Origin of the sequence: Phaeodactylibacter sp. (genome assembly GCF_022763345.1) — a bacterium.
In the GTDB taxonomy this organism is placed as follows: domain Bacteria; phylum Bacteroidota; class Bacteroidia; order Chitinophagales; family Saprospiraceae; genus Phaeodactylibacter.
Genome location: NZ_JALEGS010000073.1, coordinates 57,677 through 78,241 on the forward strand (window position 1 = coordinate 57,677; position 20,565 = coordinate 78,241).

The 20,565-nt window shown below is 52.5% G+C and carries 14 protein-coding genes; 5 read left to right on the forward strand and 9 right to left on the reverse strand.

The annotated features are described in order from the left end of the window. Positions 1 to 38: 38 nt before the first annotated feature. Both odhB and MRY86_RS19860 read right to left on the reverse strand, forming a co-directional pair. Positions 39 to 1,319: a 2-oxoglutarate dehydrogenase complex dihydrolipoyllysine-residue succinyltransferase gene (odhB, locus tag MRY86_RS19855; protein ID WP_293562827.1), complete on the reverse strand. Its 1,281-nt coding sequence runs from the start codon at positions 1,317 to 1,319 to the stop codon at positions 39 to 41. Between the two features lie 185 nt (positions 1,320 to 1,504). After that, on the reverse strand, positions 1,505 to 2,434 hold the full coding sequence (locus MRY86_RS19860; RefSeq protein ID WP_293569824.1) for an SdiA-regulated domain-containing protein: 930 nt from the start codon (positions 2,432 to 2,434) through the stop codon (positions 1,505 to 1,507). Between the two features lie 198 nt (positions 2,435 to 2,632). Between MRY86_RS19860 and MRY86_RS19865 the strand changes: the two genes are divergently transcribed. Then, on the forward strand, positions 2,633 to 3,961 hold the full coding sequence (locus MRY86_RS19865; protein WP_293569826.1) for a hypothetical protein: 1,329 nt from the start codon (positions 2,633 to 2,635) through the stop codon (positions 3,959 to 3,961). A gap of 280 nt (positions 3,962 to 4,241) precedes the next feature. Here the strand turns inward: MRY86_RS19865 and gyrB are convergent, their stop codons facing one another. From gyrB to MRY86_RS19900, 7 genes are all read right to left on the reverse strand, one after another. After that, positions 4,242 to 6,203, reverse strand: a complete 1,962-nt coding sequence (gene gyrB, locus MRY86_RS19870; protein WP_293569828.1) for a DNA topoisomerase (ATP-hydrolyzing) subunit B — start codon at positions 6,201 to 6,203, stop codon at positions 4,242 to 4,244. A 146-nt stretch (positions 6,204 to 6,349) separates the two neighbouring features. Further along, positions 6,350 to 7,534, reverse strand: coding sequence for a hypothetical protein (locus tag MRY86_RS19875; RefSeq protein ID WP_293569830.1), 1,185 nt, complete (start codon positions 7,532 to 7,534; stop codon positions 6,350 to 6,352). Between the two features lie 18 nt (positions 7,535 to 7,552). Next, complete coding sequence (locus MRY86_RS19880; RefSeq protein ID WP_044219695.1) at positions 7,553 to 8,236, reverse strand: ABC transporter ATP-binding protein; 684 nt, start codon at positions 8,234 to 8,236, stop codon at positions 7,553 to 7,555. Positions 8,237 to 8,255: 19 nt separating this feature from the next. Further along, entirely contained in the window at positions 8,256 to 9,494 is a 1,239-nt protein-coding gene (locus tag MRY86_RS19885) for an FtsX-like permease family protein (RefSeq protein ID WP_293569833.1), read from the reverse strand. 18 nt (positions 9,495 to 9,512) lie between these two features. Continuing rightward, positions 9,513 to 10,727: an ABC transporter permease gene (locus MRY86_RS19890; protein WP_293569835.1), complete on the reverse strand. Its 1,215-nt coding sequence runs from the start codon at positions 10,725 to 10,727 to the stop codon at positions 9,513 to 9,515. A gap of 8 nt (positions 10,728 to 10,735) precedes the next feature. Further along, entirely contained in the window at positions 10,736 to 11,491 is a 756-nt protein-coding gene (locus tag MRY86_RS19895) for an outer membrane lipoprotein-sorting protein (protein ID WP_293569837.1), read from the reverse strand. Between the two features lie 30 nt (positions 11,492 to 11,521). Further along, positions 11,522 to 12,106, reverse strand: a complete 585-nt coding sequence (locus tag MRY86_RS19900) for a TetR/AcrR family transcriptional regulator (RefSeq protein ID WP_293569839.1) — start codon at positions 12,104 to 12,106, stop codon at positions 11,522 to 11,524. A gap of 280 nt (positions 12,107 to 12,386) precedes the next feature. On the opposite strand from MRY86_RS19900, the gene metF reads away from it, so the two are divergent. The 4 genes from metF to fahA all read left to right on the forward strand — a co-directional run bounded on the left by metF (position 12,387) and on the right by fahA (position 20,564). Then, positions 12,387 to 13,343, forward strand: a complete 957-nt coding sequence (gene metF / locus MRY86_RS19905; RefSeq protein ID WP_293569841.1) for a methylenetetrahydrofolate reductase [NAD(P)H] — start codon at positions 12,387 to 12,389, stop codon at positions 13,341 to 13,343. Between the two features lie 59 nt (positions 13,344 to 13,402). Next, positions 13,403 to 15,901 carry a M14 family zinc carboxypeptidase gene (locus tag MRY86_RS19910; RefSeq protein WP_293569843.1) on the forward strand — a complete coding sequence of 833 codons (2,499 nt, stop codon included), beginning with the start codon at positions 13,403 to 13,405 and terminating at the stop codon, positions 15,899 to 15,901. Between the two features lie 111 nt (positions 15,902 to 16,012). After that, positions 16,013 to 19,261: a T9SS type A sorting domain-containing protein gene (locus MRY86_RS19915; RefSeq protein ID WP_293569845.1), complete on the forward strand. Its 3,249-nt coding sequence runs from the start codon at positions 16,013 to 16,015 to the stop codon at positions 19,259 to 19,261. Positions 19,262 to 19,292: 31 nt separating this feature from the next. Continuing rightward, positions 19,293 to 20,564 (forward strand): fumarylacetoacetase, encoded by a 1,272-nt coding sequence (gene fahA / locus MRY86_RS19920; RefSeq protein ID WP_293569847.1) that lies wholly within the window; start codon positions 19,293 to 19,295, stop codon positions 20,562 to 20,564. The last annotated feature ends 1 nt before the right edge of the window (position 20,565 follow it).

A 20,565-nucleotide genomic window follows, 5' to 3' on the forward strand; every position in this document is an offset into this window, starting at 1 on the left:
TGACGGGGGTTTTCTTTTATACCGGTAAGGCAAAGGATTTACAGGTCAAGCAGCATACTTACCGGGTCTTCGATGTATTCTTTGACTTTCACCAGGAAGGTCACGGAAGTACTGCCGTCAATTACCCGGTGGTCATAGGACAGCGCCAGGTACATCATCGGGCGGATTTTCACCTCCCCGTCGATTGCCATGGGGCGGTTTTTGATGCCGTGCATGCCGAGGATAGCCGACTGCGGCTCATTCAGGATAGGCGTGCTCAGCAGGGAGCCGAAGATACCACCGTTCGTGATGGTGAAGGTCCCCCCTGACATTTCTTCAAGGGTGAGTTTCCCATCACGCGCCTTGGTCGCCAATTCTTTGATTTTGTACTCAATTTCTGCAAAGGATAGCGACTCTACGTTGTGTACCGGAGGCACCACCAGGCCATTCGGTGTAGAGACCGCGATGGACACATCAGCGTAATCGTGGTACACCAGGTTGTCGCCGTCAAGTTTAGCGTTCACATCTGGCATTTCCATGAGTGCCTTAGCGCAAGCTTTCGCGAAAATCGACATAAAGCCTAGTTTGATGCCGTACTTCTCGACGAAGCGTTCCTGGTACGTTTTACGCAGCTTCATCACCTCGGTAAGGTCCACCTCATTGAAGGTGGTGAGCATAGCCGTTTCGTTCTTCGCACTGACAAGGCGCTTGGCGATGGTGCGGCGCATACGGCTCATTTTCTTGGAGGAGGTCTCCCGGCTGAAGTTTTCGCTGGAAGAGAAGACGACCTGCTTAGATGGCGCTTCTTTTGCCGGAGCCGGGCTAGGTGCCGGTGCCTGCTTTTTAGATTCCACGGCTTTTTGAGCATCCTCTTTGGTGATGCGGCCGTCTTTGCCCGTGCCTTTGACCGCCTGAGGGTCAATATCGTTTTCCTTCAGAATTTTGGCAGCTGCCGGAGACGGATGACCAGCGGCGTAGCTGTCCTCACTTTCGGAAGCTTCTACGGTGGCAGGTTCTTTCGTTTCTTCCTTTTTAGGAGCCGATTCTTCCTTAGCAGGTGCATCGTCCTTTGGCGCATCTCCGCCCCCACTTTCTTTACTGACACTTGTGTCAATCTTGGCCACGAGCGCACCGATTTCCAGGTCATCGTCTTCCGCTGCAACGTGGATCAGCTTACCGGAAGCCTCTGCCGGAAATTCGAGGGTGGCTTTATCCGATTCAAATTCGCAAATGGGTTGGTCGAGTTCGACATAGTCGCCGTCCGCAATAAGCCATTGGGAAAGGGTCACTTCGGTGACAGATTCGCCGATGGTTGGGACTTTCATTTCTACTACGCTCATAAGGGCCGTGGGTATATTGGGTTATGAAAGAGTTTTGCCTTCGTGCTGCCGAAAAGCACCACAATAATCAGGTAAATACAGCACTTAAACAAGCTCAACGCGCCTTTTCTGGCCTTGACTTATATAGTTTGCTATATATTTTGGAACAACACCCTGAACCAGCAAGAGGTTCTTGGGCCAAACCGCTAATTCCGTGGTTTTAGGTTGAACCGGTAGAATTTGGGTGTGCCGCCTTTGCCTTCGTTAGACAAGTATAGCCCGCCATTGGGGTCAAAGCAGAGGCCCTCAGGCTGGGGGTGCATTTTTTTGCTAAGCTTTTCAATGTGCAAAATCCGCCCGGAGCGGTCGAGGACTAATAGCATCTTGCCAACCGAAGAGGCAATATACAGATGCCCGGTCAGCGGGTGTATCGCGATAGCAGACGGGCTAAACCCAAAAGCTTCATCGGGGTCGAAAAACTCCATTAGCTTTTCCAGCTTCCGGATAGCCGGGGCTTGGTCGAGATAGTGCCTTACAGAGTCTGCATCCACAAAGTAGACCGGTTGTTCCTGCAACGCTTTGTCCTCCAGGTCGAAGGCATAGATACCTTTCTTATGAGGGTATTCTACCTCATAACCGGCCTGCGCTTTACAGGCTAGCAACAGGCGTTTATTGGCTTTATCGTAAGCCAGTCCCTCTACGTCGTTGTCATCGTTGAGGAAGAAATTGTACTTCTCTACTTTTTGATTAGCTTCCGCAGGATTTATCACCTCATAAATGGTACCCGTACTTTTGACCACGTAGATGGTATTGCCAACCCATTCCACGCCTTCGTAGTCGCCGTCTTTCCAGAACTTTGCTTCCCGGGTTACTTCTCCATTGAAAGGATTGATAAAAAAGAGGATGCCATCTTCGTCCTGTACGGCTACGAGCTCCTCTCCGTCTTCTGAAATACCGAGCCCTGAGATTTCCTCCAGATCATGCGGGAGATTGAAAGTCCAGTCGGGGTCACCAAGACGGTAGTCAAAGGAAAAGTCCGGAGCCAGGGTCAGCCCTGTAGACTGATCAGCAGCCTTGTCATTGGCGGGTTGGCAACTTAAGAGTGTCATGACAAGTCCACAAAGTATAGGCAGCATATAGTTAATTTTTTGAGTCATGTGGTTGATTCTACCTTGCGAAACAGCCAGAAGCAAGGGGCACCGCAGGGCTGCCCTCTTTCTAACGGTTTTGAAAACGCAAAAAGCTTTGTAATTTGCGCCTGATAATGCAGCTTTTTCTTCAGAAAGCCAAATATCTCTAAAATCTGTATTTAATCAACCCCAAATTACGTGCTCATGTTTTTCAGGTATTTCGTTTGCCTTGTACTTCTGGTCTGTACATCCGCACTATTGGCTCAGAATGACCTTTATGACCTCAGTCAGTACAAAGCCCGCTACGAACGGCGGCCCGGGCTTTCACTTGATAGCCGTGCTTCAATAGGTGGCTTCTATGACAGAACCAGAAGGCCAAATAACGATTTTGGTATCCTTTCATGGGGGAATGGATTTCTCAACCGCCTTACGGATACGGTCATAGCGACGAATTCAATCCGGTCAACGCTTAGCCTTAATGTAGATTCCAGAAACAATTCCTCGTCCGTTCAGCTCCCTGCAACAGAAACCGCTTACAGTTTGGAAGTCGATTTATCCATGAGCCGACTTTTCTATAAACCTGGTAGCAATAAATTTTGGGGATGGAGTGGAGGGCTCGATGCTACGCAACAGGGCAATAATACACCCGATGATTTCGCTACGTCGAGACTATCATTTACGCCTTCCCTGTTCAGAGGCATGGGCAGGATTGAATTTGCAGAGGACGCACTCCTAGCTACATGGATCATGCAGGATTTAAAAGCCGCAGGGGTCGTCAACACCTATGCCAGTGAAAATATTGACCTACTAGCCCGAACAATTACTGATATTATTGGCAACCGGGTTTTTGATTTCCGCCGCCGCCGAATTTATGAGCTTAAGCAACTTAATCAAACGCTCCTGGAATCGGGCCTGGTTGAAGAGGAAAGCTTCGACCTTTTTGCCATTCTCAATGATAACTGGGCATTTGCCAACCGGGCCACGTTGAGACATGGCTCACAGTTCACCTACGGTATTCAGGGCGCCGCAATGGGACAGCTACTAAGAGATGATGAACTCAACAACATCAGAAGGGTGGATCTTGAGGGCGGTGCATTTCTGGAATATGAACGGCATCGGATTGTTCCACAAAACAATGGCAGCCACGGCTTCGGGGGAAGGCTGGATATTCTGCATATATTTGAGGGGACACAGGTGATCGATAACGATTTTGATATCGACAGAGAATGGTGGCAAGCTTATTTTTCTTTATTTTACCGACGAGTATGGCTGCCCAACTCCCGCTCCCAATTGATTTTGACTAATCAACTCCTCATCAATGAGTGGCTTTCCTCCAGCGTTGGGCCCAACCCAGGTAACAGCACTCAATTTAACAGCTCCAGGCTCCGCTCTACCTTGTCTATAAATTATTTCCTGAATTATAATTGGACCATGACCTTGCTAGCGAATTTGACTGCTAATCACAATCAGAACCCCAACCGATGGACCTTGTCACATAATATCTCCTTGCGTACTACCTACTTTATCTTTTAACCGCTTTCACTACATTCCTGCTGATGGCCCACTGAGGCCTTCCTTTCAATTGGCCTAAATTTAAAAAGGCACTGTGTGGAATGGCGGTCTCAAGTCTTCTTCCGGGATTAATTCCAAAAGCAAGTCCCCCCTCCTGAAAAATAACTGCCAGCTCCAAGACACAAAGTCTCGGAACCGGCAGTTATTATTGTACGCTTTTGTAAAAGAGATAGCTTACACGTCAACCTTAGCATACTTCGCATTTGCTTCGATGAAGGCGCGCACCGTGCGCCGGAATCCCTTACACGTCTACGTTAGCGTACTTCGCGTTTGCTTCGATGAAGGCGCGGCGCGGCGGCACCTCATCCCCCATCAGCATAGAGAAGATATCGTTGGCGACCTGTGCATCGTCAATAGAGACTTGCTGCAGAATGCGGGTATCCGGGTCCATTGTGGTTTCCCAGAGCTGCTCGGCATTCATCTCGCCAAGACCCTTGTAGCGCTGAACCTTTACGCCACTATCATTTTCTCCTTTGCCGTAGGCCGCAACTGCTTCCTTACGCTCATCCTCTGTCCAGCAATAGCGGAACTGCTTGCCTTTCTTCACCAGGTAAAGCGGTGGCGTAGCGATATAGATGTTGCCATTTTCCACCAATGGGCGCATGTAGCGGAAGAAGAAGGTTAGAATCAAGGTTACAATGTGACTGCCATCCACATCGGCATCACACATGATGATGATCTTGTGGTAGCGTAGCTTTTCCATGTTCAGTTTACGCTCCCCATCTTCGGCTTCCTCAATAGAGACGCCAAGAGCCGTAAACATATTCTTGATTTCCTCGTTCTCGTAAATCTTGTGCTCCATGGCTTTCTCCACATTGAGGATTTTACCCCGTAGCGGCAGGATAGCCTGGAACCGGCGGTCACGGCCCTGCTTGGCTGTTCCACCTGCCGAGTCACCCTCTACCAGGAAGAGCTCGGACTCATCCGGGTTGCGGGAAGAACAGTCCGCCAGCTTGCCCGGCAGGCCGCTACCCGTCAGCACGTTCTTGCGCTGCACCATTTCGCGGGCCTTGCGGGCCGCATGTCGGGCAGTGGCTGCCAAAATGACCTTATCGACAATCTTTTTAGCCGCCTGCGGGTGCTCTTCCAGGTAATGGCCCAGCACTTCGCCCACACAGCGGGAAACAATGCCGGTCACCTCAGAGTTACCCAGTTCTCCTTTGGTCTGCCCTTTAAACTGTGGCTCCGGCACTTTCACCGATACGACAGCAGTCAGGCCTTCCCGGAAGTCTTCCCCGGAAATGGCAAACTTCAGCTTTTTAAACATCCCGTTATCCTCACCGTACTGCTTGAACAAGCGGTTGACGGCGCGTCGGAAACCATTGACGTGGGTACCGCCCTCCCGGGTATTGATATTATTGACGTAAGAATAAATCGTCTCCGTGAAAGACGTGTTGTAGTGCAGTGCGACTTCCACCTCTACGTTCTCCTCCTTGCCAATCACATGAATTGGCGCATCAATGAGCGCCGTACGGGATTTGTCCAGGCTTTTGACAAACTCCTTCAGACCGCCTTCCGAGTAGAAAGTCTCAACAGGGTGTGCGCCTTTCTCATTGGTCACGCGCTCATCCGTGAGGGTAAGCGTGAGACCACTGTTAAGATAGGAAAGCTCCCGCATCCGGTTGGCCAGAATATCATAGCTGTACTCCAGCATGCTGAAAATCTCCGGGTCCGGCTTGAAGGTGATAAACGTTCCATTTCGGTCTGTGGTGCCGATCTCAGCTACATCGCCTTGCGGCTTACCTTTTTTGTAATGCTGCTCATAGACCTTGCCATCACGGTGAACTTCCGCACGGAGGTCCATGGATAAGGCATTTACACAAGATACGCCCACCCCGTGCAAACCACCGGATACTTTATAAGTGTCCTTATCAAATTTACCACCAGCGTGCAGGACCGTCATGACCACCTCCAGTGCTGATTTCTTCAGCTTGGTGTGCATGTCTACCGGAATACCCCGGCCATCGTCCTTTACTGTGATGGAATTGTCTTTGTGTATGATCGTTTCAATGCGATTGCAGTAGCCGGCCAGGTGCTCATCAATGGAGTTGTCAATAACCTCCCAGACCAGGTGATGAAGCCCTTTGGTGTCGGTACTTCCGATGTACATACCCGGGCGTTTGCGCACCGCCTCCAGTCCTTCCAGTGCCGTGATATTCGAGGCACCGTACTCCCCGTTTTGGGGCTTTTTTTGTTCACTCATATTTTCTGTGCTCATCCTGCAAAAATACGCAAATTTTGCCGTTTTTTCTAATGCAGGAATGCCTTACACTGCCTTTTTAAGCTCACTTAACGCTTTCTTATGAGAATGGTCCTGCGCGCGCCTGAGAACGTGTTGCTGCGGAGCGCTCAGAAACTCCATTTCAAGCGAAAAAACACGGCCTGAAGCGGGCTCCTGTACCCTTCTGCCTCCTGATCGAAGGCCAGCTGCCCGATTAAGTCGAGGTCCCAATTGGCTCGTATGGAATACGTCAGGGTGGGATTGAGGAAAAGGGCATGGGCTTGCACCGGGCTGTAGATAATTGCAGCACCGGCATTTAATAGAGGCGTTACCGGGTAGGTGGCTTGCGCAAAAAGGGCATGCCGGTAGGGGTACAAATTGCGGGCCGAAAGCTCAAAGGCAAAAAGACCGGTGATGCTGTTTCGAATGCCGCCTTCACTGTTGTACAGGTAGCCCAGGCTTCCATACAAAGAGTTCGAAAAGGAGTAATCCAGCCCCAGGGTAGCGGCAAAAGCCGGATCGTCATCCGAATCCTCCACCGGCAAAAAGTAGGTAAATTCTCCTTTTAGCCCGGCATCGCCCAGGTTGCCGGCCCAACCACCGCCCAATGCCCAGTCGCCCCGGGTGTAACCTGCCAGCACCTGGAAATCGTAAGACCATTTGTTAAACCGCCAAAGCCCGGCCATCGTCGCTTCATCAATATCATCAAACATGCTAACGGCCAACTCCACACTCGATGCGAAGCCGGTATAGTACTTCACCCGAAGAGCATCGCTGCCGGGCCGCTCTTCATAGTCGAAGTCGGTAAAGGCAAAGGCATTAAAAATATCGTTGGGGTTCCAAACCGTACTGATGCCCCAGTTGATGCGCTGCCGCCCCAGGCGTACTTCCAGCTTGTCGTTGACGTACTCCAGGTACAGGCGGTCCAGCATGGTATGCATCACCCAGGCCCGCTCGTTGAAGATGACGTGGGACAGGTCGAAGTAGTCATTGTTAACATCGTCTACCTGATCGCCGTAGCCGGGACTGGCCTGCACAAAGCTGCCGTAGAAAATCCGGGTCCGCAGGTCAGCCCGCACCGTCCAGTTATCATCTGGGTACCAACGAAAGTTGAGGCGATTGTGGATGAGGTTGTCCTGAAAGAAAGTATCTACCAGCTTGCCCTGCGACAAATCCGGATAGGCGTCATTAAAAAACAGCAGGGTCTGCATATTTTTCAGGTAGCCGTTGACGGTCCAGTTGCGGGGCTCGTCCTGTGCCTGCAGTTGGGCCAGGCTCATGCCAAGCACCATCAGTAGCAGTATACGTTTCATGGTATAAGCAGTTTTCGGTTACCGGCGCAAATCTTCATCCACCTTTCCATCCACCAGTGTGACCACCCGCCGGGCCCGATCGATGACCCGCTGATCGTGGGTAGAGAAGACAAAGGTGACGCCTTCTTCCTGATTCAGGCGCGCCATGATATCCAGCAGGTTGGCCGTTGACTCAGAATCGAGGTTAGCCGTAGGCTCATCGGCGAGGATAAAGGTGGGCTTGGGCGCTAATGCCCTGGCCACAGCCACCCGCTGCTGCTGCCCGCCGGAGAGCTCGGCTGGGCGTTTGTGCACTTTGTCCTCCAGCCCTACCGCTTTCAGGAGCTCATCGGCGCGGGCGTGGCGCTCTGCTTTGGAGCGGTTTTGCAGCAGCATCACAAACTCTACATTCTCCCGTGCGGTCAACACCGGGATGAGGTTGTAAGCCTGAAAGACGAAGCCAATATGCTCCTTACGGAAGTCGATCAGGGCATTGTCCGACATTTGGGAGATATCCTCTCCTCCTACCTCCACGTATCCGGCAGTGGGGCGGTCCAGCCCGCCGATGATGTTCAGCAAAGTGGTTTTGCCGGATCCCGAAGGCCCAACAATAGCCGTAAATTCGCCGGCTTCGATTTCAAGGTCGACGCCTTTGAGGGCTTTAACCGGTATTTTATCAGGGTTGTAGACTTTTTCAACGCCTTTGGTGGTGATGACAGCCATGTTTTTTATTGTTTTTTTGTTAAAAGCTATGCAGGGCATCTACAGGCTTGAGGCGGATGGCCTTCAGTGCCGGATAGATGGCTGCCAGTATAGCCGTTAGGAAAACGCCAATGGCCATTTGGGTATATACGCCGGGCTCTACATCGAAATAGATGACTTGCGACAAGCCGTAGCTCGCCATGCCCTCGCTGTAGGCCGACATATCGATGCCGTTTTCCCGTACATAATTAATGGTCAGGTACCCCAGCAGAAGCCCGATCGGAGTCGCTACGATACCTAATAATATTGTTTCAAGCACGATCATGGAAAATACCCGTAGCTTGTTCATGCCAATGGCCATAAGCATGCCGAGTTCCTTAATGCGTTCCAGTACCGCCATCAGCATAGTGTTGATAATGCCGAAGACCAGTGCCAGCAGAATGACCACCAGGTAGATCATAGAGACATTCTGGATTTGCGATTCGTATAGTTCCAGGTCGGGGGAAACTTCCCGGTAGGTTTTGACTTCCTGCCCGGGCAGTGCCGTTTCCAGTAATGCGGCCACTGTATCCACCTGATTGACATCATTCAGCAGCAGAGCGGCTTCGTAGACCAGATCGGACTGTACGGTAGTGGTATCCGCCTGTGCAATGATCAGGCGGTTCAGGTCCTCGCGCTCCACAAAAACGGTGCCGCCATCAAAGGGCGTATTGCCCGTATCAAAAATACCTACTACCCGGAATGCCGCGGCGGTGATTTCCCGGTCGAGCCCCTGAAAGGTCAGCACCATTTTGGAGCGCAGCTTGAGGTTAAGCTTTTCAGCCAGTTCCTGCCCGATTAACACGGCATTGCCGCGCATTTCCGGGAAAAACTCGCCCTCCACCAGTTTCTCTTCTATGGCGCTTACCGCCGCTTCCTGCCCCGGCTCCACGCCTTTCACCATCACGCCCCTTGCCCCCTGACTGGAGGAGGCCATGCCGCTGACCACTGTGCGCATGCTGTAGGCCTGCAGCTGTGGCAGTGCTTCCAGTTGGGTGCTTAATTCAGATGCGGGAGGCAGTTGCTTTTGCAGGTCGTACTCTTCGGTGAAGCCTGGTGCGTGGATTTGCAGGTGCCCCACGCTGTTTTCTATGGCGCTGTTGACGTAGCTTTTCATCATACCGGTGGCAAAACCGGTGAGCGAAAGTGCCGCCCAGATGCCCAATGCAATTGCGGAAATGACGACCCAGCTCCTTGTAGGGCTCCGCCAGACGTTCCGCCATGCCATTATTGGTATCATACGTTTGTTGTTTTTTGATTAACCCCGCATGGCCTGCACCGGCTGCAGCTTGCGGATTTTGAAAATGGGGTACAGTGCCAGCACGGCTGTAAGGATAAAGACGTACAGCGCCTGAGTCATAAAAATCTGCATATCAAAGGTGGCCGGAAAAATGGGCTCAAAGCCAAACTTCTCCAGTGAGCTCGCCATTTCCCCACCAAAACGGATGGGGTTGACCTTGAAGTAATACACAATAGGCATGCTCAGCAGAATGCCGGATAAAGCGCCAAGTACACCAAGCAGGATGACTTCTATCCACACCGAGAGCGCCAGCTGCCAGCGCTGCAGGCCTATGGAAATCAGCACGCCAAACTCATATTCCCGCTCCTTGCTCATCATCAGGATCGTACCGAATATGCCGAAAGCGATGATCATGTAGAGGATGAAGTAGACGATGACGTTGCCGGCAGTATCGAGCTCGCGGGCCTGCACCAGGTCAGGCAGCAATTCCTCCCAGTCCATCACTTCATAGGCGCTCGTGTCCAGCTGCGTACGTAGAGCAGCTACTACGGGTTTGATATCTTCCTGCCCGCCCAGTTTCAGAGCCAGAGAAGTAGCCAAACCGGGCGCACCGTAGAAGTATTGGGCGGCAGGCAAGGGCAGGTAAACCATTTGCTTGTTAAGGTCAGGGGAGCCGAATTTCGCAATGCCTTTGATCGGGTACTTCCCGGCAGCATTCACCCCGCGGTAGCCCTGACTGATCAGGACCAGGGTGTCGCCGAGCGCCAGCCCTAGTTTATCCGCTACCCCGCTGGCTACCAGTACGGCCTCATCGCTTTCTGTAAGGTATTCCCCCTCTACCAGGCGGTTTTCCAAATCGGTCATCTTGTTTTCCACATCGGGCAGAATACCTGCTACCAGAACACCAGAGGTCGTTTCCCCGGCTGCAGCCAGGGCAAAGGATTCCAGGCGGGGCAGTACCGCTTCCACGCCCTCCACCGCACCAACCTGCTCCAGAGAATCAGCCAGAGGGAAAGCCTTATCAATCGATTGTTCCTCCCAGTACCCATCCTGATGGACCTGCACGTAGCCGAAGTAGTAGTTGACAACGTTGTTGATCATATTGTCCCAGGCGCCCCGCTGCAGGGAATCCATAAAGGAAGCGAACAGCACCGCAAACAGGATGGATGCGGCCGTGATAAAGGTGCGCCTGCGGTTGCGCCAAATGTTGCGCCAGGCCATTTTGAATAGCATAATCGATGTTATTTAACGCGCTTCATATTCTGTATGGAGAAAAATGAAGGCTGAATGGGTTCGTTGAAATCGAGGCTGAGGTACTCAAGGCGGGTTTTGTGCCCTTCTTCATCGGCAGGCACCACTTCCAGCACGGAAGGGATGACCCGGCCGTCCATCTCCCTCACCTGCTTACCGTAGATAGTCTGCACGAGGTAGCCATCCTCATCGTAAAATTCGCTTTTCAACTGCAAGTACTCGTCTTTGCTGATCCAGATGATAATCTCGCCCCATACGACCGGTGCATCCGGCTTTGGGGTCATTTTGATCTTATAGCAGTTCCGGCCCTCCAGTGTCTCCGTGCCCAGCAGTTCGTGCTCATAGTCGGTGACGATGCTGGACTCCCTGACCAGGTCATCGTTGGTAAAATCGGAGCCCATCCAGGACTGCATCATCATGGAAGGCGGCATCTTAATCGTCCGGTCGATGGTTGGTTGCCAGTTCCAGATTTCCTTTTCGCGCTTTAGGAATGCGGTGCCTTTGTCGCGGGCAGGGGCGGTCACCAAAGTCAGAGAATACTCGGTGCCTTTGGCCCAGCTCTTGAGCGTCATTTCCCGTTCCCAGGTGGGCCGGATGATGGTCATTTTGATGGTTGCGATGTTAGACTCCCCCCGCATCTTTTCGTCGGCTTTTTGGATGATCTCCTTTGCGGTAGGGTCATTTTCTGCCATCATTATACCGTTGATAAATGGCACAAGGAATAGCAGCAGCAGTATGCGTTTCATATGGTTGTGTTTTTATTTTTTCTCCGTCATTTATGGTTTGAGGTACCGTTTGAGCACCATTTCTTTCATTTGTTCGATTGGATAGCCCTCCGGCATTTGCACAAACTGAAGGGAAATCCCGTCCATAACTGCACTGTAATACATGGCTTCTTCCTGAGGGTTAGGTACGCCCAATTGGGCAAATACCGCAATGACTTTCGCCATGGCCGTGCCTTGTTTTTCCAGAAGCTGTGGCATAATCCCCTCCAGGATGTCGGGTTGAAAAGCCAGTGCGGTCAGCAACCGCCAGAATGCAGGGTCCTGTTGCAACAGCGCCAACGTGCCTTCCGTGAAAGCCCGGAGTTGTTCCTGTGGGCTGTCGTTTTGAGCCAGCGCCTGTTCCAGCAAGGCCTCCCCGACTTCCACCGCGTGCAGGATGATGAAGTGCAGCAACGCTTCCTTGCTTTCAAAGTAGTTGTACAGCAGGCCTTTTGAAACGCCTGCCGCCCGGGCAATCTGTGCAATGGAGGTGCTATGGAAACCTTGCTTTCCAAAGAGCTGTAAAGCTGCATTTGCGATTTTCTCCATGCTTTCGTGCCGCATGGCTTCAAACTGTTTTTTACTGCGTGGCGACATAAATTCAGATTACATTTTTCTACTAACCCGAGGGCCAAATAATTATTGACCAACCGTTCAGTCAAAAGTATTTTAAAATGGAGTAGTCTCCAAGAATCCACGGCCAAAGTCCTTTTTTATCCGACCAACAGCCCGATCCTTTCGATTAAACAAAGGGCGTAGGAAGCGCAATACTCCTACCTCTTGTCAAAGCCGTGCAAGTTTTGAGCTTATGACAGATATATGTGGCATTTTACGGACGCAGTGCTTAGCTTTGCCGTGTTTTTACTGAAAACCAAGCATGAAAGTCACAGAATACTTCGAGAAAGCCAACGGGCAAACCCTGATTTCCTTTGAGGTGCTCCCCCCACTCAAGGGTGGCAGCATGCAGGCCATTTTTGATACCCTCGACCCCCTCATGGAATTCAAGCCTCCATTCATTGATGTCACGTACCACCGGGAGGAGTTCATTTACAAGATGCGTTCCAGCGGGTACTACGAAAAGACGGCTATCCGGAAGCGCCCGGGCACGGTGGGCATCTGTGCAGCGATCATGCACCGCTATGGTGTAGATGCTGTGCCTCACCTGATCTGCGGAGGATTCACTAAAGAAGATACGGAGAACGCCCTGATTGATCTCAACTTCCTCAATATCAACAACGTTCTGGCCCTGCGCGGCGATGCCCGGAAATTTGATGGGAAATTCGTTGCGGAGGAGCACGGCCACGCTTACGCCATTGACCTGGTTAAGCAAATCGCCGAAATGAACGAGGGCAAGTACCTCGATTCCAATATTGAAAAAGGCGCAAAGTCCGACTTTTGCATCGGCATTGCCGGCTATCCGGAAAAGCACTTCGAAGCGCCCAATATGGACGCGGACATGGAGTTTACTAAGGCTAAGATCGAAGCTGGGGCTGACTACATCGTAACGCAAATGTTTTTTGATAATCAGAAATACTTTGACTACGTCGACAAATGCCGCGCCAACGGTATTAACGTCCCTATTGTGCCGGGCCTTAAACCGATGACCAAGAAGTATCAGCTCAACGCCCTGCCCCGCATTTTCCATATCGACCTGCCCGACGACCTCGTCAGGGGCATACGGGATGCCAAAGATGCCGAAGCCCGCCGTCAGGTAGGCATTGAGTGGTGCATTCAGCAGTCTAAAGAATTAAAAGCGGCCGGTGCCCCCTGCCTGCACTATTACACTATGGGCGACTCGAAAACCATACAACAGATTGCAGAAGCGGTATATTAACCGCAGGGAAAGCAAAAAATCAGTAGTTTTGCGGGCTAATATTGAAAATCCAATCCTGCATGAGTTCCCGATTCCTGCTAATATGCGCGGCTTTATGGCTGCCCTTTCTGCTAGACGCCCAATTACTTTCTCCTTCGGCGTTTTTGCCTCATCAGCACGGTGAGCAGTTCACCCCTCACCATATTGTCGTTGATTATATGGAGCATGTGGCCACTCAAAGCCCGAGGGTTCAAATTCAGCAATACGGTACCACCTATGAGGGGCGCCCGCTGTTGTTGCTCACCATTTCAGACCCTGGCAACCTGGACCGTCTTGATGACATCCGAAAAAACAACCTCCGCCGCGCCCGGCAGATGGAAGGGGGAACCTCCCCGGAACTTGACAAAGCCATTGTGTGGCTCAGCTTCGGCGTGCATGGCAACGAGGCCGGAGCCACCGAAAGCAGTATGAGCGTACTGTACGAACTGGCACGGGAAGACAACCCCCAAGCCAGTCAGTGGCTAAAGGAAACCGTGGTGTTGCTGGACCCCGCCCTCAACCCCGATGGCTACGCCCGCTATACAGACTGGTACCGGCGGGTAGCTCCTGCGATCAACACGCCTGAACGGGCTACTCTTGAGCATCAGGAGCCCTGGCCGGGCGGCAGAGTCAACCACTACCACTTTGACCTCAACCGGGACTGGGCCTGGCAAACACAGACCGAAAGCCAGCACCGCATGGAGGCCTACCAGCAATGGATGCCGCATATCCACGTCGATTACCACGAGCAGTATCCGGATAATCCCTATTACTTTGCACCGGCTGCAGCGCCCTATCATGAATTCATTACCGACTGGCAATCGGATTTCCAGTATGAAATCGGGCAGAACCATGCCCGCCACTTTGATCAGCAGGGCTGGTTGTACTTTACACGGGAGGTGTTTGACCTGCTCTATCCCAGCTACGGTGACACTTACCCTACTTTCAACGGCTCTGTGGGCATGACCTATGAGCAGGCCGGGCACGGCATTTCCGGCAGAGGGGTACTGATGGAGAACGGCGACACCCTAACCCTGAAGGATCGCATTGACCACCATACCGAAACAGCACTTTCCACTATTGAGGTGGCTTACCGGTCCAGATCAGAAATGCTGAAAAAATTTGAAGCCTACTTCGATAAAGCAATGCGCGACCCGATTGGCGAATACCGGTCCTATGTCATCAGCAAAGATAACCCGGTGGGCAAGCTCAAGGCACTTACCCAACTGCTGGACCGCAACAATATCCAATTCGGCACCGCCACCGACGGCCGCAAGCTTTCTGCTTTTGATTACCAAAAAGGCGTAAAGGCAAGCGTGGCCATCCAAAAGGGAGATCTGATTGTGAGCGCCTACCAGCCGCAGTCCGTGTTAGCACAAGTCCTGTTTGAACCCGTCCCAAAGCTGGAAGACTCCCTAACCTACGATATTACCGCCTGGGCTTTGCCTTATGCTTATGGCCTGCAGGCTTTTGCCAGCGCCGAAAAAATTAATGCAGACCCCGGCTACACCCTCCCGGCAGTGGCGCCGGTTACTGCCGACAAGCCTTACGCTTACGTAGCTCCATGGACTGCTGTGGCTGATGCCCGCTTCCTGGCGGCTTTACAACGGGCAGGCATCAAAGTCCGGTCTGCGATGGCTTCCTTTGGCATTCAGGGCGAAGACTATGAGGGCGGCACTTTGGTCATCACCCGGGCAGACAACCGCAAGATGAGTGGTTTTGATGAGAAAATCCGGCAAATTGCTGAAACACACGGACAGCAGTTGAAGACCCTGAAAACCGGATTTTCGGATGAAGGCTTTGACCTTGGCTCAGACAACCTCAACTTCCTCGAAGCACCGAAAGTAGCCTTATTCTCCGGCAGCTCCGTGGATGCAGGCAACTATGGGGAAGTTTGGCACTTCTTTGAGCAGGTACTGGAATACCCGCTATTTCTGCTGGAAGCCGACCAATTGTCTTCCACTGATTTGGACGAGTACAACGTCATCGTATTGGCAGAAGGGCGTTACAGTCTTGACGAAGCCAGCAATCAAGCCCTGCAGCGCTGGATGCGTCAGGGTGGGCGGTTGATTGCCCTGGGGCAAGCCAACCGAAGCCTTGCCGGGCAGTCAGGCTTCAACCTTTCCTCAAAGGAAGCCAAGCCCGAATCAGAAGAAAAACCTGCCCCTGAGCCTTACGGAGGCAGCAGCCGCCGGGCCATTTCCAACTACATACCGGGCGCAATTTTCCCGGCAACGGTAGACAATACCCACCCATTGGGCTTCGGGCTGGGCAAGACTTACCATAGCCTAAAGACATCCGGAGCGGCCTACCAATTGCTGGATGAGGGCTGGAATGTGGGCTACCTGGAAGATCCGGTGACTCCAATTGGCTTCGCCGGCAGCCAGGCGGTTAGCAGGCAGGGGGGCACTCTGGTGTTTGGCATCGAAAACAAAGGGCGGGGTGCCGCCATTTACCTAATTGACAATCCTTTATTCCGGGGCTTCTGGGAAGAAGGCCAGTTGTTGTTTTGCAATGCCCTGTTCCTGGCAGGACAGTGATAGCAGAATGTCGGCATTGAGCCAAATGTGGGGTACAGATTGCCTGCAATGAGGAATTGTAGTACATTGGAGTATCCCCGGCATACAATGGGAAAATCATAGAGACACAGCATGCACAACCGTCTGCTTATTTTGCTGCTCCTAATGGTCAGTTTGGAGCTTTCCGGACAAAAAGCGGTACCTGTACCGGGTGCATCGCCTTTATCGGGTGTGCCTCTTATTGCCTTGTCTGCACTGGATAATGAAGCCCTCCTGCAGGAAGAGCTGAACAACCGCGGCCCGAACCGGCCACCCAAATTTGCCCAACGCCGGGAAGTAGATATCCGTCCCACAGAGACCGGATTATGGGAAAGCCTGCCCAATGGCGATATGCTCTGGCGGCTGCGCATTCAGTCGCCCAATGCCCACTCTATCAATTTAGGCTTTACAGAATTCTACATGCCTGAAGGAGGGCGGCTGTTGCTCTACGATCCGCTCCAAACGGAAGTCCTTGGGCCTTTCACACCTTCCGATAATGAAGGGCATCAGCAGCTCTGGACACCTGTACTGGGCGGTGACGATCTGGTGCTCGAAGTAGTCGTTCCAGCCCACGAGCGCCCTAATCTTCGCCTTCGCCTCACCAGTATCAACCACGACTTCCTTAACTTCTTTGGTGTTACAACCGGTGCCTGCCACCTTGACGTACTCTGTGGTGCATCTAATGGCTGGGGCATCGTAGACCTTTACCGGGACGTGATCCAGTCTGTAGCCGTTTATGGTATGGGAGGCGAAACCTTCTGCACGGGAGCCCTGATCAACAACACCGCCAATGACTGCCGCCCGTACTTTCTGTCTGCTTTTCACTGTGATGTGACGCCTTCTGATGCCCCCTCGGTGGTCGTTTACTGGAATTATCAAAATTCCTACTGCCGGCAGCCGGGTACTGTAGCGAGTGGCAACCCAGGCAATGGCAGCCTCAACAACTTCAATACCGGCGCTACTTACCGCGCAGGCTACCAGCCTTCCGACTTTGTGCTTCTGGAGCTTGACGATCCTATCCCTTCTTCTTCACAGGCCTACTTTGCCGGCTGGTCCCGGGAGGCTACCCCTCCACAGGATACCGTGGTTTGTGTGCATCATCCTGATGGGGCGGAAAAACGCATCAGCTTTGCCTTCAATGATACTTATCCTGGCATTTGGGGCAATGGTAATCAGGAAGTCCCCAACGGCAATCACCTGATTGTGCCGGACTGGAGTGTGGGCAGTACCGAAGTGGGCTCTTCCGGTGCTCCGCTGTTCAATAAGCAGGGGCGGATTGTAGGGCAACTCCATGGAGGCAGTGCGAGCTGTAGCAATAACGAATACGATGCCTTCGGCTGGATCCGGTCAAGCTGGGAAGGGGGCGGCACTTCTACTTCCCGCCTGAAGGACTGGCTGGCGCCCAATGGTGAAAATTTATTCTTCCTTGACGGAAGGCTGTTGTCCAGTTGCAATGCCTCCATTTTCATTCAGCCCTCCGTCACGGCTATCTGTATCCCAGGCACCGCTGAGTTTGAAATAGAAATCGCAGAGGCTTTCACGGGCACCGTAAACCTGGAAGTTAATGGGTTGCCTACCGGTGTCGATTACAGCCTAAGCCCGGCTACTGTTTACGGTGGAAGCACCGTTACCCTCACACTCAATGCCTACGGAGCGGACCTGACGACTGGCATGCTCAGCTTCTCTGTTACCGCTGCTGATGAATACAGTACGGTCACAGAGTCCACATCTATTTTTCTGGTAGCCGATGCCCCTCAGGCAGTCGCCACTTCCTACCCTGAGCCCGAAGCCACTGGGGTATCACTTGCCCCGGAATTCTCCTGGTTGCCCGCCGCAAATGCCACCGGCTACGATTTGCAAATCTCTGTTGATAATGGATTTAACAATCTCGTGGCATCCTTGTCGAATCTAGGCGGCACCACCTATCAGGGCGCAACGCTGGACGCCTATTCTAACTACTTTTACCGGGTGCGAGCCCGTAACCTCTGCGGTCCCGGAGACTGGTCAGAAGGCGTTCGGTTCAGCACTTCTGCTATCCGGTGCGAAACCGTACAGGCCACTGAAATCCCGCTCACCATATTTAGTAGCGCCCCGAATACCATTTCTTCTGCATTGAACCTGGATATAGAAGGTACTATAGGCTCCGTCTCCTTGCGCAATATTGAAATCGACCACACCTATGTCGGGGACTTATCTGGTATGCTAAGGTCGCCTGAAGGCACAGCCGTACAGCTTTTTGACCGCCCCGGCTTCCCGCTGATCCCCTTTGGTTGCCCCGGAGACGATCTTTTTCTCCACTTTTCTGATGATGCTGATGCCAGTCCTTTCGACCTTGAAGGCACCTGTGGCAACGAACCTGCTATCTCAGGTGCATTCCGGCCCGGGTCGCCTTTATCCAGCCTCATTGGCGAGACTGCGGCGGGTGAATGGCAACTCATCCTGTTTGATAACTTCAGCCAGGACGGTGGGCAACTCAAAAATTGGGAAATAGAAATATGCACCACCTACCCCCCCGCCGCAGAGGTCTTTCTTGAAAGTGATATCCTGGAAGCCTGCACCAATCAGGTACAGACCTTCGAGGTTTTTGTCGGCACTGGGTTTGTACAACCAGTAACCTTAGGCATTGCCGGACTGCCCGATGGGGTTTCGGGCACATTCCAACCCGAAGTGGCCCTGCCGGGAACTTTTGCCACCCTTACGCTGGACAGCATGTATTCTGTTTCGGAAAATGACATCATCATCTACGGGGGTGACGGTAACACCATCCACTTTTGTGAATTAGAGCTTCATATTGGATCCCTCCCCAATCCGCCGATTTTGTTTACCCCCGATGATGCATCACCTGTATTCCAGGGGGAACAGTCCTTCTCCTGGTCGCCTTCAGTAGGAGCTGACAGTTTTCGGCTGGAAATCAGCCCAGATGCCACATTCCAGTCGCTAACCTTCAGCCAAACCGTGACGCAATCTTATTTTTCGTTGCCCTCGGAGCTTGATGCCGGTCAATACTTCTGGCGGGTAATCGCCCTGAATCGCTGCGGTGCCAGGTACAGCCCGGTGTATTCCTTTTTTAAAGAAGGGGCAGTCACTGCCACGCGCACTGAAACCCAGGTCGGAGAGGCACGGATTTTCCCCAATCCTACTACCGGACTGCTTCACGTCTGGTTGCCAGAAGGCTTAGATAAAGCGCAGGCCAGGCTCTACAATGTGCAGGGGCAATTGCTGCAGAAAACACACCTCGCAGCAATGAGTACGCTCAGATTACATGCTTTACCGGCGGGCGTATACTGGCTTCAGCTCCAAATGGAAGATCGGATGGAAGTCCACAAAGTGGTGCTGCAGTAATTTTCCTACATTTGCCCAAAACCAAATTACGATGATACAAGCGAACGACCCAAAACTAAAATCATGGGTGCCCGTCCCTGAGGGCAGTGATTTCCCTATACAGAATTTACCCTTTGGCATATTCAAAACACCAGGTCTGACGCCGAGAATGTGCACTGCGATTGGAGACCACATCGCAGATTTGCAGGTGTTGGCAGAACATGGCTTTTTTGATGACCTTGATGTGCCCCGGGAAGTCTTTGCACAACCTACGATTAACAGCTTCATGGCTTTGGGCAAAACCCAAACCCGTGCGGTCCGCAACCGCATTTCCGAAGTGCTTGATGATGACCTGGAGGACTGGGATGCCAGTCAGCTGGCGGATTATTTCCTGCACCCGCGCCAGGAGGTGGAAATGTTGCTCCCGGTTGAAGTGGGCGACTATACCGACTTTTACTCCAGCCGCGAGCATGCCACCAATGTTGGCACCATGTTCCGGGGCAAGGATAACGCGCTGATGCCGAACTGGCTGCACCTGCCGGTTGGCTACCACGGGCGTGCTTCTTCGATTGTCGTTTCGGGCACACCGGTACGCCGCCCCATGGGGCAGCAAATCCCTAATGATGCAGAACAGCCGGTCTTTGGCCCTTCCAAACTGCTTGACTTTGAGCTGGAGATGGGCTTTGTGGTAGGCCAGTCTACTAAGCTGGGCAGCCGGGTAGATGTAGCGCAGGCAGAAGAATACATCTTCGGGATGATGCTCTTCAATGACTGGTCAGCCCGCGATATCCAAAAGTGGGAATATGTGCCGCTCGGGCCATTCCTGGGCAAGAGCTTCGCTTCAACCATCTCGCCCTGGATCGTCACCCTTGATGCACTGGAGCCATTCCGTACGGCTGGCCCAAAGCAGGACCCCGAACCGCTGCCCTACCTGCAACTGGAAGGCGCGCACACTTTCGATATCAATATCAGCATGGCCATTCAGCCGGAAAATGGTGAAGAAAAAACAGTTTGCGCCTCCAACTTCAAGTACCTGTACTGGAGCATGGCACAGCAACTGGCGCACCATACCGTCAATGGCTGCAACCTCCGGGTAGGGGACATCATGGCCTCCGGTACGATTAGCGGGCCGGAAGCATCCTCTTACGGTTCTATGCTGGAGCTTACCTGGCGGGGCTCGAAGCCCATCGCTATGCCCGATGGCAGTGAGCGCAAGTTTATTCACGATGGAGACACTGTGACGATGCGCGGATACTGTGAGCGGGACGGGTTGCGTATTGGCTTCGGTGAAGCGGCGGGAAAAGTGCTTCCTGCTCTACCCTAAA

Coding starts and splice junctions, on each gene's coding strand:
- MRY86_RS19875 (WP_293569830.1), bottom strand. CDS start 7,534: ATGAAACGTATACTGCTACTGATGGTGCTTGGCATGAGCCTGGCCCAA.
- MRY86_RS19880 (WP_044219695.1), bottom strand. CDS start 8,236: ATGGCTGTCATCACCACCAAAGGCGTTGAAAAAGTCTACAACCCTGAT.
- MRY86_RS19895 (WP_293569837.1), bottom strand. CDS start 11,491: ATGAAACGCATACTGCTGCTGCTATTCCTTGTGCCATTTATCAACGGT.
- MRY86_RS19885 (WP_293569833.1), bottom strand. CDS start 9,494: ATGATACCAATAATGGCATGGCGGAACGTCTGGCGGAGCCCTACAAGG.
- MRY86_RS19865 (WP_293569826.1), top strand. CDS start 2,633: ATGTTTTTCAGGTATTTCGTTTGCCTTGTACTTCTGGTCTGTACATCC.
- metF (WP_293569841.1), top strand. CDS start 12,387: ATGAAAGTCACAGAATACTTCGAGAAAGCCAACGGGCAAACCCTGATT.
- MRY86_RS19910 (WP_293569843.1), top strand. CDS start 13,403: ATGAGTTCCCGATTCCTGCTAATATGCGCGGCTTTATGGCTGCCCTTT.
- gyrB (WP_293569828.1), bottom strand. CDS start 6,203: ATGAGTGAACAAAAAAAGCCCCAAAACGGGGAGTACGGTGCCTCGAAT.
- odhB (WP_293562827.1), bottom strand. CDS start 1,319: ATGAGCGTAGTAGAAATGAAAGTCCCAACCATCGGCGAATCTGTCACC.
- MRY86_RS19860 (WP_293569824.1), bottom strand. CDS start 2,434: ATGCTGCCTATACTTTGTGGACTTGTCATGACACTCTTAAGTTGCCAA.
- fahA (WP_293569847.1), top strand. CDS start 19,293: ATGATACAAGCGAACGACCCAAAACTAAAATCATGGGTGCCCGTCCCT.
- MRY86_RS19890 (WP_293569835.1), bottom strand. CDS start 10,727: ATGCTATTCAAAATGGCCTGGCGCAACATTTGGCGCAACCGCAGGCGC.
- MRY86_RS19915 (WP_293569845.1), top strand. CDS start 16,013: ATGCACAACCGTCTGCTTATTTTGCTGCTCCTAATGGTCAGTTTGGAG.
- MRY86_RS19900 (WP_293569839.1), bottom strand. CDS start 12,106: ATGTCGCCACGCAGTAAAAAACAGTTTGAAGCCATGCGGCACGAAAGC.